General features: G+C 69.8%; 11 protein-coding genes. 7 read left to right on the top strand and 4 right to left on the bottom strand.

Annotated features, from left to right (window positions below):
• From VFQ64_RS14915 to VFQ64_RS14905, 3 genes are all read left to right on the top strand, one after another.
• A partial coding sequence (locus VFQ64_RS14915; protein WP_325104139.1) for a thiamine pyrophosphate-dependent enzyme occupies positions 1–351 on the top strand: 351 nt, incomplete at its 5' end.
• A gap of 8 nt (positions 352–359) precedes the next feature.
• Positions 360–1,364, top strand: coding sequence for an alpha-ketoacid dehydrogenase subunit beta (locus VFQ64_RS14910; protein ID WP_325104140.1), 1,005 nt, complete (start codon positions 360–362; stop codon positions 1,362–1,364).
• 4 nt (positions 1,365–1,368) lie between these two features.
• On the top strand, positions 1,369–2,712 hold the full coding sequence (locus tag VFQ64_RS14905; protein ID WP_325104138.1) for a dihydrolipoamide acetyltransferase family protein: 1,344 nt from the start codon (positions 1,369–1,371) through the stop codon (positions 2,710–2,712).
• Between the two features lie 157 nt (positions 2,713–2,869).
• Here VFQ64_RS14905 and VFQ64_RS14900 read toward each other — a convergent pair whose 3' ends face one another.
• The gene (locus VFQ64_RS14900) at positions 2,870–3,649 is read right to left on the bottom strand and encodes an SDR family oxidoreductase (RefSeq protein WP_325104137.1); all 780 of its coding nucleotides are present in this window, start codon (positions 3,647–3,649) and stop codon (positions 2,870–2,872) included.
• A gap of 63 nt (positions 3,650–3,712) precedes the next feature.
• Here VFQ64_RS14900 and rarD point away from each other — a divergent pair, with 63 nt between their 5' ends.
• Positions 3,713–4,609 carry an EamA family transporter RarD gene (rarD, locus tag VFQ64_RS14895; RefSeq protein WP_325104136.1) on the top strand — a complete coding sequence of 299 codons (897 nt, stop codon included), beginning with the start codon at positions 3,713–3,715 and terminating at the stop codon, positions 4,607–4,609.
• 76 nt (positions 4,610–4,685) lie between these two features.
• On the opposite strand, the gene VFQ64_RS14890 is transcribed toward rarD, so the two are convergent.
• Positions 4,686–5,882 carry an acetyl-CoA C-acyltransferase gene (locus VFQ64_RS14890; RefSeq protein WP_325104135.1) on the bottom strand — a complete coding sequence of 399 codons (1,197 nt, stop codon included), beginning with the start codon at positions 5,880–5,882 and terminating at the stop codon, positions 4,686–4,688.
• 62 nt (positions 5,883–5,944) lie between these two features.
• Here VFQ64_RS14890 and VFQ64_RS14885 point away from each other — a divergent pair, with 62 nt between their 5' ends.
• The 3 genes from VFQ64_RS14885 to VFQ64_RS14875 are packed head-to-tail and all read left to right on the top strand — an operon-like array spanning position 5,945 to position 8,738.
• Positions 5,945–6,715: an enoyl-CoA hydratase/isomerase family protein gene (locus tag VFQ64_RS14885; protein ID WP_325104134.1), complete on the top strand. Its 771-nt coding sequence runs from the start codon at positions 5,945–5,947 to the stop codon at positions 6,713–6,715.
• A 2-nt stretch (positions 6,716–6,717) separates the two neighbouring features.
• Positions 6,718–8,409, top strand: a complete 1,692-nt coding sequence (locus VFQ64_RS14880; RefSeq protein WP_325104133.1) for a hypothetical protein — start codon at positions 6,718–6,720, stop codon at positions 8,407–8,409.
• Complete coding sequence (locus tag VFQ64_RS14875; RefSeq protein ID WP_325104132.1) at positions 8,406–8,738, top strand: hypothetical protein; 333 nt, start codon at positions 8,406–8,408, stop codon at positions 8,736–8,738. Before VFQ64_RS14880 ends, VFQ64_RS14875 begins: the two co-directional genes overlap by 4 nt.
• An 18-nt stretch (positions 8,739–8,756) precedes the next feature.
• Here VFQ64_RS14875 and VFQ64_RS14870 read toward each other — a convergent pair whose 3' ends face one another.
• Both VFQ64_RS14870 and VFQ64_RS14865 read right to left on the bottom strand, forming a co-directional pair.
• Complete coding sequence (locus VFQ64_RS14870; protein ID WP_325104131.1) at positions 8,757–10,877, bottom strand: transglycosylase domain-containing protein; 2,121 nt, start codon at positions 10,875–10,877, stop codon at positions 8,757–8,759.
• A gap of 169 nt (positions 10,878–11,046) precedes the next feature.
• Complete coding sequence (locus VFQ64_RS14865; RefSeq protein WP_325104130.1) at positions 11,047–12,234, bottom strand: winged helix-turn-helix domain-containing protein; 1,188 nt, start codon at positions 12,232–12,234, stop codon at positions 11,047–11,049.
• Positions 12,235–12,243: the final 9 nt, after the last annotated feature.

Below are 12,243 nucleotides of genomic sequence, written 5' to 3'. Positions count from 1 at the left end.
GAGCATTTCACCTATCGCGCCGAGGGGCACTCGACCTCGGACGATCCGACCGCCTATCGCTCGGCCGGTGAGCCCACCGCCTGGCCGCTCGGCGACCCCATCCAGCGGTTGAAGGATCACCTGGTGGCGCTCGGCGAATGGGACGATGCCCGCCACGCCGCGCAGGATCTGGAACTCGCCGAGATGGTGCGCGCGGCGCAGAAGGAGGCGGAGAAGAACGGCGTGCTCGGCCACGGCCTCCACCACCACCCGTTCGAGACGATGTTCGAGGGCGTGTTCGAGGAGATGCCCTGGCATCTGAAGGAACAACAGGCGCAGATGCTCGCCGAGCGCAAGGCGGCGGGTCTCTGATGGCGCGCATGAACATGATCCAGGCGATCAACTCCGCGCTCGACGTGATGATGGAGCGCGATGCGACCGTCACCGTGATGGGCGAGGACGTCGGCTATTTCGGCGGGGTGTTCCGCGCGACGGCGGGATTGCAGAAGAAATACGGCAAGACCCGCGTGTTCGACACGCCGATCACCGAAACCGGCATCATCGGCGTCGCGATCGGGATGGGCGCCTATGGCCTCAGGCCGGTGCCGGAAATCCAGTTCGCGGATTATATCTATCCGGCACTCGACCAGTTGGTGAGCGAGGCCGCACGGCTGCGCTATCGCTCGGCGGGCGAGTTTACGGCACCCATCACCGTGCGATCGCCGTTCGGCGGCGGCATCTTCGGCGGTCAGACGCACAGCCAGTCGCCCGAAGGCATCTTCACCCACGTGTCGGGCATCAAGACGGTCATCCCGTCCACGCCATACGACGCCAAGGGGCTGTTGATCGCCGCGATCGAGGACAATGACCCGGTTCTCTTCTTCGAACCCAAGCGCATCTATAATGGCCCATTCGACGGCCACTACGACCGGCCCGCGCGCAACTGGTCGCAGCATCCCGCCGGCGAGGTGCCCGAGGGTCACTATCGCGTCGATCTGGGGACGGCGGCGGTCGCGCGGGCAGGCGAGGCGCTGACGATCCTCGCTTATGGCACGATGGTGCATGTCGCGGCCGCGACCGTCGAGGAGATGGGCATCGACGCCGAAATCCTCGACCTGCGCACGCTGGTGCCACTCGACATCCAGGCGATCGAGGCATCCGTGAAGAAAACCGGCCGCTGTATCGTGATACACGAGGCGACGCGCACCAGCGGCTTTGGCGCGGAGTTGGTCGCGCAGGTGCAGGAACGCTGCTTCCATCACCTCGAGGCGCCGATCGAGCGCGTCACCGGCTTCGACACGCCCTATCCCCATAGCCTCGAATGGGCCTATTTTCCCGGTCCCGTCCGCATCGGCGAGGCCCTCAAGAAGCTCATGAAGGACTGATCGCGTGGCTCGTTTTACGTTCAAGCTGCCCGACATCGGCGAAGGCATCGCCGAGGCCGAGATCGTCGCCTGGCATGTCGCCGTCGGCGACCGGATCGAAGAAGACCAGAACGTCGCCGACATGATGACCGACAAGGCGACGGTCGAGATGGAGTCGCCCGTTTCGGGCATCGTCGTCGAGCTGGCCGGCGAAGTCGGCGACCAGGTCGCGATCGGCGCCGCACTGGTGGTGATCGAGACGGATGCAGTCGCTGAGGACAACGCGACGAGGCCGACGGAGCCCTCGCTGGCGGACGAGGTGGCCGAGCAGCTCGGGGTCGAGGGCGAGGCGGAGTTCGAGGCGGAAAACCCGGGGGTGGAGGAGGTCACGGAAGCTTCCCTCCCGCTTGCGGGAGGGGTTGGGGGAGGGGATGTGGAGCGATCCGCCTCCGTGCCGACAACCCCTCCCCGAACCCCTCCCGCAGGCGGGAGGGGAGATCACAACCCCGTCCTCGCCTCCCCCGCCGTCCGCCAGCGCGCCAAGGAACTCGGCGTCGACCTCGCCCAGGTGAAGACCGACGCCGACCGCGTCCGCCACGCCGACCTCGACGCGTTCCTCCGCTACGGCGCCGGCCAGGGCTATCATGCCCCGCACGCCAGCCGCGCGCGCGCCGACGAGCAGGTCCGCGTCATAGGCATGCGCCGCCGCATTGCCGAGAACATGGCCGCGTCCAAGCGCCGCATCCCGCATTTCACCTATGTCGACGAGATCGACGTGACCGAGCTGGAGCGCGTCCGCGCCGATCTGAACGACAACCGGGGGCAGCGGCCGAAGCTGACCATGCTGCCGCTGCTGATCGTCGCAATCTGCCGTTCGCTGCCGGAGTTTCCGATGCTCAACGCGCGTTACGACGACGAGGCGGGCGTGGTGACGCGCTCCGGTCGCGTCCATCTCGGCATGGCCGCGCAGACCGAGGCCGGACTGACCGTTCCCGTCATCCGCGACGCGCAGGACATGAACGTCTGGCAGCTCGCGACCGAGATCGGGCGGCTGGCGGACGCGGCGCGCGCCAACAAGCTCAAGCCCGATGAGCTGGGCAGCGGCACCATCACCGTCACCTCACTGGGGCCGCTCGGCGGCATCGCGACGACGCCGGTCATCAACCGCCCGGAAGTCGCGATCATCGGCCCGAACAAGATTGTCGAGCGCCCTGTCTTCACCGGCCGGGGAGACGAGATCCGCCGCGCCAAGCTGATGAACCTGTCGATCAGCTGCGACCACCGTGTCGTCGACGGCTGGGACGCGGCGAGCTACGTCCAGGCGCTCAAGAAGCTGCTGGAAACGCCGGTGCTGCTGTTCGCGGACTAAGGTAGCAGGTAGCAGGTAGCAGGCGGAAGGAAGCATCTTCCCCGGCGAAGGCCGGGGTCCAGTTGCGAGATGCTGAGTGCGTTAAGGTTGACCTTCACCACGCAATCCGTGGCAACTGGACCCCGGCCATGCGCCGGGGAAGATGCCGTACCCGCCCCTACCCCTTCCGCGCCTTCTGCAGCGATCCGGCAATGCGCCGCGCCAGCGCGCGGGGCGTGAAGCGGATCGACTCTGCCATCACCGCGTTCATCGCGCCCGAGATCTTCACCGCCTGATTGGCCTTGAGCGCCGCGAGGCCGTCGCGCACCACCGCCTCGGGGCCGCTCGCCAGCTTCGTGAACAGCGGCATGTCGGTCATGCCGGCGCGGCCGGCGAACTCGGTGTTGGTGGGGCCTGGGCAGAGCGCGGCGACGTGGATGCCGTGTTCGCGCACCTCTTCGTGCAGCGCCTCGGAGAAGCTGAGCACGAACGCCTTGGACGCATAATAGACCGCCATCCACGGCCCTGGCTGAAACGCGGCGGTCGACGCCACGTTGAGGATGCCGCCGCCTTTTCGTGCGATCATGCCGGGCAGCACCGCGCGGGCGAGCGCCACCAGCGCCCGGCAGTTGATGTCGATCACGCCGAGCTGCGCGTCCGGGTCGAGCGCGGCGACCGGTCCGCGCAAGCCATAGCCGGCGTTGTTGATCAGCGTGTCGACGGTGAGCCCGGCGGCGGCGATGTCCGCGATCAGCCGGGCGGGGGCCGCGGGCTCAGTCAGGTCGGCAGCGATTATGTGACTGGCGGTGCCGTGCTTCCCGCGCAGCTCTGCGGCGAGCGCCTCCAGCCGGTCGGCACGACGCGCGGTGAGGATCAGGTCGCTTCCGTCCGCCGCAAGCGCCCGGGCAAAGCCTTCACCCAGTCCCGCGGAGGCGCCGGTAATGAGGGCGGTGGTCATGCTTGGCTCTCCCATCGCCATCCTACGCTTGCCCGCCGGCTTGTCACCCGCAAAGGCTGGCACATGACCTCCGCTTCGACCAAGACCGGCCTGCTCCAGGGGATCGCCGCCTATCTGATCTGGGGGCTGCTGCCGTTATACTTCCAGCTGCTGCGTGAAGTGCCGGCGGCGCAGGTGGTCGGGCATCGCGTCCTTTGGTCGGTGCTGCTGCTGATCGGGCTGGTGGTGACGTTGGGTCGCGTGGCCGCGATCCGGGCGGCGGCGAACCGGCGCACGCTGCTGCTGCTCGGCGTCAGTGCGCTGCTCATCTCGATCAACTGGATCGTGTACGTCTGGGCGGTCGCCAATGCGCATGTGCTGGAGGCGAGCTTGGGCTATTTCATCAATCCGCTGGTCAACGTGGCGCTAGGCGCCGCGGTGCTGCGCGAGCGGGTGCGGCCGGTACAGATGGCCGCGGTCGGACTGGCCGCAGCGGGCGTACTGGCGATGGCGACGGGCGGGGGCGCGCTGTGGATCTCGCTGACCTTGGCACTGAGCTTCGGCAGTTATGGGCTGATCCGCAAGGTGGTGGCGATCGACGCGTTGGGCGGACTGACGATCGAGACGCTGCTGCTGGCGCCGTTCGCGGCGGCGGTGCTGGCATGGAGCTGGACGAACGGCGCGGCGGCTTGGGGCGAGAGCTGGGCGACCGACGTGCTGCTCGCGGTGGCGGGGGTGATCACCGCGGTCCCGCTGCTGCTGTTCGCGTCCGCCGCGCGCCGGCTGCGCTACGCGACGCTGGGCCTGCTCCAGTATCTGGCGCCGTCGCTGGTCTTCCTGCAGGCGGTGTTCCTGTTCGGCGAGCCGCTGCGCACCGTTCACCTCGTCACCTTCGGCCTGATCTGGGCCGGGTGTGCGGTGTATGCGTGGGATTCGGTGCGGGCGGCGCGGGAAGAGGGCGCCGGCAAAGCCGCCACCTGACGTCGAGCGGGCTTTGCCCGCCGGCCGGGCTGGCGCGTCTCGCGGCCTGCCACGCTGCCCGCGTGCGCCCGGCGCCTCACACCAGCTCGAACAGTCCCGCCGCGCCCATGCCGCCGGCCGTGCACATCGAGACGACGACCCAGCGCACCCCGCGCTTGCGGCCTTCGATCAAAGCATGGCCGACCAGCCGGCTGCCGGTCATGCCGAAGGGATGGCCGACCGCGATCGCGCCGCCATTGACGTTGTACTTGTCGGGGTCGATGCCGAGCTTGTCCCGGCAGTACAGGCACTGCGACGCGAACGCTTCGTTCAGCTCCCACAGGCCGATGTCGGCGACCGACAGGCGAGCGCGCTCGAGCAGCTTGGGGATCGCAAAGATCGGGCCGATGCCCATCTCTTCCGGGCCGCAGCCCGCGGCCTGGAAACCACGGTATACCCCGAGGATCTCCTTGCCTTCGGCCTCGGCCATTGCGCGGTCCATGACGATCTGCGCGGCGGCGCCGTCGGACAGCTGGCTGGCGTTGCCGGCGGTGACGTTCTGGCCGGGCCCGGTGAAGTCGCCGCCGGCCCAGACGGTCTTGAGGCCAGCTAGCGCCTCGTAGGTGGTGCCGGGGCGGATGCCCTCGTCCTGGGTGAGCGTCACCGTCTCGGTGCCGGTCCGTGTTCCGGCCTTGTCGAAAAGCGCTTTTTCGACGGTGATCGGCACGATTTCCTCCGCAAAGGCGCCGCGCACGAGGCCAGCGGCGGCGCGCTGCTGGCTTTCGGCGGCGTAGCGGTCCTGCGCCTCGCGGCTGATGCCATAGCGTTCGGCGACGATCTCGGCGGTCTCGATCATGGGGATGTACGCGGCCGGTTCCCTGTCGGTGACGCTGGTGTTTACATGGCGCGGCGCGTCCTTGGTGACGGTGAAGCTGATCGACTCCATGCCGCCCGCCAGGCCGACATCGATGTCGCCGGCGATAATCGAGCGCGCCGCCAGCGCGACGGCGGTGAGACCCGATCCGCATTTGCGGTCCAGCGTGAACGCGGGAACGGTCTGCGGCAGGCCGCCGGCGAACAGCGCCATGCGCCCGGCATTTCCGCCTTGCGTGCCCCATTGGTTGCCGACGCCCCAGAAGACGTCGTCGATCCGCGCCGGATCGATGCCGGCGCGTTCGACGGCGGCGTTCATGACGTGGCCGGCGAGCGCGGGCGCCTCCGTCGCGTTGAAGGCACCGCGATAGGCCTTGCCGATGCCGGTACGGGCGGTTGAGACGATCGCGGCTTCGCGCATGGACAGACCTTTCCGAGCTTGGGTATGCGGCCGATGTAGCGGCGTCGGGCACGGGAGAGAAGATGACGGTCACCACCACGCGCGAGGGCCATGTCGCCGTCGTCACCTTCGCGAAGCCGCCGCACAACTTCGCCGATCTGGCGCTGATCGAGGGCATCGGCACCGCGTTCACGGCTGCCGACGACGACCGCGACGTGCGCGCCATCGTGCTCCGCTCCGACGGCCGCGTGTTCTGCGCCGGCGCCGACCTCGCCAACAGCAACCCGGTCGCCGCAGGTGCGGCCGCGGCGGGAGAACGCAACCCCTTCTACGTCGCGGCGGCGAAGCTGTTCGCGATCAAGACGCCGGTCGTCGCCTCGGTGCAGGGCGCCGCCGTCGGCGCGGGGCTCGGCTTGGCGCTGGTCGCCGACTTCCGCATCGCCACTCCGGCGGCGCGGTTCGTGGCGAATTTCGTCCAGCTCGGCTTTCACCCCGGCTTCGGCATTTCGGCGGTGCTGGAGCGGGTGGTCGGCCGCCAGCGCGCAGGCCTGATGCTGCTCACCGGTCGGCGGATCGGCGGCGAGCAGGCGGCGGAGTGGGGGCTGGCCGATCAGCTGGTCGATGCGGACGCGCTCGACGGTGCGGCACTGGCGCTGGCGCACGAAATCGCGTCGGGTGCGCCGCTGGCGGTGCGCTCGACGCGGGCGACGATCCGCGGCGACCTCCAAGCGCTGGTCGAGCGCCAGACCGACCACGAACTGGCGGAGCAGCAATGGCTGCAGAACACCGCCGACTATGCCGAAGGGGTACGCGCCGTGAACGAGCGCCGGCCCGGGCGTTTCACCGGGGCGTAGCCGTGCTGGTCTATGGCGATGCGCAGGCGACGATCGCGCCGCGCGTGGCGCTGGCGGAGATCGCGGCGGCGCTGGGCGATCTGAACGCGAGCCCGGCGGGGTTGGCCCGCCATGCGGCGACGGTGGAGCAGTTCATCGCGCTGGCCGGCCTGGCCCAGGGCCTCGCGGACGTCGAAGCAGCGGCCGCCGGTTATGACGAGCTGTCCGACGCGCAGGCGCAGCTCCTGGACGGCTTGCGGCTGCTCGCGATCGACATCGATCGGTCATGGCGCAGCGGTTTCGCCCGACAGCCCGCGACCGAGCTCGCGCCGCTCGCCTCCCTGACGGCGCTGCCATGGCCCGACACCATCGTCGTCAAGCGGTGCGAAGGCTACGCCTTCTACGGCACCTACCCCGAGACCTTCCTCGACGCGGCGCGGGGCCTTCCCGCCGACAGCGTCGTGATCGGGCTGCGCAGCATCGGCACAGGCCTGGCACCGCTGGTCGCCGCCGCCGCAGGCACCCGGACGATCCTGACCGTGCGACCGACCAACCATCCGTTCGCGCGCTCGATCACGGCCGGACCGGCGCTGGAGACCGCGATCAGGAGCTGGGCGCACCGGCCCTTTGTCATCGTGGACGAAGGCCCCGGCCTGTCCGGCAGTTCGTTCGGCGGCACGGCGGACTGGCTGGAGAGCCTCGGTGTCGCGCCGCACGCGATCATCTTCATGCCCAGCCACACGGGCGATCTCGGCGACAGGGCAGCGCCTGTGCACCGGACGCGATGGACCGCCGCCGACCGCCGGGTGCGCGATTTCGAGCAGCTGTTCGCGCCGGGGGCGGTCATGCCCGTGCCGGACTGGTTCGCGGACATCACCGGCGAACTCCGCGATGAGCCTGTCGACTGGTCGGGCGGGCAATGGACAGCGGCGCGTAGGGAGGTCGCGACCTGGCCGTCGCGGGAGGTCCGGAAATATCTGCTGGCCGGGACCGAAGGCAGGTTCCTGGTTAAGTTCGCAGGACTGGACAGTGCCGCGCGCGCGAAGTTCGCCCGCGCCCGGCTTCTTCACGACGGCGGCTTCGGCGCCGAGCCGCTGGCGATGCGCTACGGCTTCGTCATCGAGCGGTACGTCGACGGCGAGCCGTTGCATGCTGTGCCAGTGGAGCACCTGATCGACTATCTGCGTTTCCGCCGGGACTGCCTGCCGGCTCACGCCCGGGGCGCAGGGCTATCGAAGTTGCGGGCGACGGCGATCCACAATCTCCGGCTGGTCGCTCCCGCCGCCGCCACCGAGCTCGCCGCGCGCTGGAGCGAGGACCGGGTAGACGCGCTGCGGACCGCCGTCGTGCCGGTCCATGTCGATGCGCGGCTGCATCGGTGGGAATGGCTGAACGCCGGCGGGCGCATCGTGAAGACCGACGCGGTCGATCATTCCGAGGCGCATGACCTGGTCGGCTGTCAGGACATCCTGTGGGACGTCGCCGGCGCGGCCGTCGAGCTGCTCGACACGGAGGCGGATCGGGCGGCACTGGCACAGGCATTCGTCGACGGCTCGCCTGATCGCCGCGATCTGCTCGCGCTGATGGGAGTCTGTTACCTGGCCTTCCAGATGGGCTGGTGGTCGATGAGCGGCACCGACGCGGGCGAGGCGCTGGGCCGCAGGTATCGCGACAAGCTGATCGCGCTGTTGACCGACGGCCCTCGCTGCGGATGACGCGTCCCGCTCCCCTGGCCACGCCCGACGGACGCTACATCGTCTTGCGTGGACAGTTGTGGCGCACCGCCGATCCGACGCTGTCCGAGGCCGAGCGGCAGCGGCTTGTGCAGGCGTTGATGGATGCACGCCGAGCCGTGGGGGCGGCGTTGCGGTCCGGAGATGCCGAGGCGGAGGCAAGCGCCCGCGCAGCGGTCCACACCGCCAAGCTCGCCCTCGGCGAACGTGGGCCGGTATGGTGGACGGATGGCGCGCCGGACCAGAACCGACACATGGCGAAGAACAGCAGCTACGCGGCATGGTGGGCGGCACTACAGCCTCAGCCTTAGCCAAGTCCCTTTTGCGCGCTAGAACTCGTCCTCCGGCGGGCGTCGCTCCTCGCGGGGTGGCGGACCTTCTTCCTCACGGCGGCGCTCCTCGCGCGGGCCGATCGAGATGCCGTCGCGGTCGAGGCGCAGGTCGATGCCCAGCCCCTCCAGCTCGCCCGTGACATCCGGCAGCAGCGGCTCGGTTTCATTCTCCGACTCGGCCTCCGCATCGGCCGCTTCCGCCGCAGCCGCGGCGCGCGCGCCGGCACGCGTCTGCACACCCAGCGCCTGGCCCATAAAGTCGCGCCAGATCCGCGCGGGCACGCCGCCGCCGTGCAACCCTGGATTGGGGGTGTTGTCGTCATTGCCGACCCAGACGCCGACCACCAGATCCTTGGCCCAGCCGACGAACAGCGCGTCGCGCCCGTCCTGCGTGGTGCCGGTCTTGCCCCAGGCGGGCACCGACAGCGCCGCTTCCATGCCGGTGCCGCGGTTGAGCGAGGAGTCGAGCAGCGCCTTCATTCCTTCCTCGACCTCATCGTCCATCCCCCGTTGACGGCCGGTGAAGGCCTCCAGCCAGCCCGGCTCCTTGGCGTCGAGCACGCCATGCGTGCGGACCGGGTAACGGCCGTCGGCGACCGCGGCATAGGCGGCGGTCAGCTCGAGCAGCGAAACGGTGGAGGTGCCGAGCGAGATTGTCGCCTCGTTAGCGATCGGCGTCGAGATGCCGAGGTCGCGCGCCGCCTTGATCACGGCCTTGACCCCGACCTGCTGCGTCAGCCGCGCGGCGCAGACGTTGCACGACCGGGCGAAGGCACGTTGCAGGCTGATCTCGCCCAGATAGCGGCCGTCGTCGTTCTTCGGCTTCCACCCGGCGAAATCGAGCGGCGAATCCTCCACCGTCGAGCTCGGCGTCATGCCGCTGCGCAGCGCCGCCAGATAGACGAACAGCTTGAACGCCGATCCCGGCTGGCGGCGCGCCTGGGTGGCGCGATTGAAGCTCGATTTGCGATAGTCCTTGCCGCCGACCATCGCGACGACGCGGCCGTCCGGGCGCATCGCCACCAGCGCCACCTGCGCCTCGCGCAGCCCTGCGCGCTTCACCGCCGCCTCGGCAGCGCGCTGCATATCGCGGTCGAGCGTGGTGCGCACGGTCGACTCGCTCTTGACCTCGCCCGCCGCGTCGCGCGCCTCCGGCAACACCCAATCGGCGAAGTAGGTGCCGCTGGGCAGCTGCGCGGGTCTAGTCGCGAGCACGCGCTGCGGCTGCACCGCCCTCGCCTCTCCGGGGGTCAGGAAGCCCGCATCGGCCATCGCTGCGACCACCACTGCCTGCCGCTTGCGCGCGCCCGCCAGATTGCCGGTGGGCGCGAGCCGCGACGGCGCCTTGACCAGCCCCGCCAGCATCGCCGCCTGGCCGACGTTCAGCCGCTCCGGCGTCCGCCCGAAATAATGTTTGGCGGCGGCGCGCATGCCATAGACGTTGTCGCCGAAATAGACGTTCGACAGGTAGCGCGACAGGATCTCGTTCTTGGTCAGCCAAGCCTCCAGCCAGAAGGCGATCATTACCTCGCGCAGCTTGCGCGCGGCGGTGCGGTCGGAGTCGAGAAAGGCGTTCTTGGCGAGCTGCTGCGTGATCGTCGAGCCGCCCTGCCGCACCCCGCCGGCACCCAGGTTCGACCAGGCGGCGCGCGCGATCCCCTTCGGGCTGATCCCCCAATGCGAATAGAAGCCGCGATCTTCGATCGCCAGGAACGCCTCGCGGACGTGCGGCGGCAGCTTCGATGCATCGACGGGCTTGCCGATCACGGCGCCGCGCCGGGCGATCGGCGTGCCGTCGGCGGCGGTCAGCGTGATCGACGGCGGGGTCGGCGGCTGCAGCGAGCGCGACAAGGGCGCGGTGAACGCCAGCCAGACGATCGCCACCACCAACAGGACGATAGCGACACCCAGTCCCCGCATGAACCAGCGCATCCACGGCCGTCGGGGCACACGGGCGGGTTCCAGATCGGGGTAGAAGGGCGCGTCCGCGTCCGGCTCGGGATAGGGGCGGTCGTTCCCCAGTGCCCGGTCATAAGCGTAGCGCAACCGTGCAGTCGGGCGATCGAGGTCGAGATCGGGGCGCATGGGTGGGTGAGGGTCGCTCCAGCGGTCGGTCACGCGTGTATTACCGTTCTAAGACAGCCGGGGCAAGCGGAGGGAACATAGGGCTGCATGGCTCCAGGGCAAAGCCGAAATCCTCTCCGTTTCTCGGGGAGGGGAACCGCTCGCGTAGCGAGTGGCGGAGGGGGCGGGCCGCAGGCGGTTCGCATGTGGAGGCGCCCCTCCGTCAGCCTTCGGCTGCCACCTCCCCGTGAACGGGGAGGACTTTGGCGCTAAGACTCAGCCACCGGGCCATCACGTCCAGCTCGGCCTCCAACTCGTGCATCGTTTCGGGCGGCGCGCCGGGCTCCAGATGCACCGCCTGCACCAGCAGCCGTCCAGCCTGGCGGTCGGCCTTCAGGTCAACCCGCGCGACCAGCCGGTCGCGGAGCAGGAAGGGCAGCACATAATAGCCGTGCACCCGCTTGTGCGCAGGCGTGTAGATCTCCAGCCGGTAGCGGAAACCGAACAGCCGCTCCGTCCGCGTGCGCTCCCATACCAGCGGATCGAACGGGGCGAGCAGCGCGCGGCCTTCTACCCGCCGCGGCCGCCTGGCGTTGCGGTGGAGCCAGGCCCGGTCCGTCCAGCCCGGCACAGCGGCCGGCAGCAGCACGCCGTCCGCCGCGAGTGCCGTCACCGCCGCCGCGCTCTCGGCGGGTTTGAGGCGGAAATAGTCGCGCAGCTCTGACTCGGTGGCGATGCCGAGCGCCCGCGCCGATCGTTCGACCAGCGCCTTCTGAGCGTCGGCGGGCGGGGGCGTCGGCAGCGCCAGCACCGCGGCCGGAATCACCCGTTCGGGAAGGTCGTAGACGCGCTCGAAGCTGCCCCGCCGCGTCCCGGTGGTGACGTGGCCGGCCCAGAACAGCCATTCGAGCACTCGCTTGGCCTCGCTCCACGTCCACCAGCCGCCGGGCGCCTGGCGTTGCTCGACGTCGGAGGCGGCGAGCGGACCGTCGCGCACGATGCGGTCGAGCAGCGCCATCGCCTCGGCGCGGCGCTCGCCCGCATAGGCGCGCAAGGAACCCCAGCCGATTTCGCCGCGATCGGCCGCCGCCATTCGCCAGCGTAGATGCGGGTGCAGGTCGAGCGGCAGCAGCGACGCCTCGTGCGCCCAATATTCGAACATGCGCCGTTCGCGCTTCGGACCCCAGGCGAGCCGGTCGAGCAGCGCCGTGTCGTAGGCGCCTGCCCTCGAGAAGGCAGGCAGGTAGTGCGCCCGTGCGATCACGTTGACGCTGTCGATCTGGTGCAGCTGCGTGGTGGCGATCGTGCGCAGCAGATGCGCGGGCGTGACCCGCTCCGGCCGCACACGCGCGAGGCCCTGCGCGGCCACCGCCACGCGTCGCGCCTGCGCCAAGGTCAATCGCTCGGTCATCGCCCGGAG

Origin of the sequence: Sphingomonas sp., assembly GCF_035714405.1 — a bacterium.
Taxonomy (GTDB): Bacteria; Pseudomonadota; Alphaproteobacteria; order Sphingomonadales; family Sphingomonadaceae; genus Sphingomonas.
The sequence above is the reverse complement of the archived record's forward strand: the minus strand, read 5'-3'. Positions and strand labels throughout refer to the sequence as shown.

Bases quoted from the DNA above. Each gene is read 5' to 3' on its own strand.
- VFQ64_RS14910 (WP_325104140.1), top strand. From the start codon at position 360: ATGAACATGATCCAGGCGATCAACTCCGCGCTCGACGTGATGATGGAG.
- VFQ64_RS14900 (WP_325104137.1), bottom strand. From the start codon at position 3,649: ATGACCACCGCCCTCATTACCGGCGCCTCCGCGGGACTGGGTGAAGGC.
- rarD (WP_325104136.1), top strand. From the start codon at position 3,713: ATGACCTCCGCTTCGACCAAGACCGGCCTGCTCCAGGGGATCGCCGCC.
- VFQ64_RS14890 (WP_325104135.1), bottom strand. From the start codon at position 5,882: ATGCGCGAAGCCGCGATCGTCTCAACCGCCCGTACCGGCATCGGCAAG.
- VFQ64_RS14885 (WP_325104134.1), top strand. From the start codon at position 5,945: ATGACGGTCACCACCACGCGCGAGGGCCATGTCGCCGTCGTCACCTTC.
- VFQ64_RS14875 (WP_325104132.1), top strand. From the start codon at position 8,406: ATGACGCGTCCCGCTCCCCTGGCCACGCCCGACGGACGCTACATCGTC.
- VFQ64_RS14865 (WP_325104130.1), bottom strand. From the start codon at position 12,234: ATGACCGAGCGATTGACCTTGGCGCAGGCGCGACGCGTGGCGGTGGCC.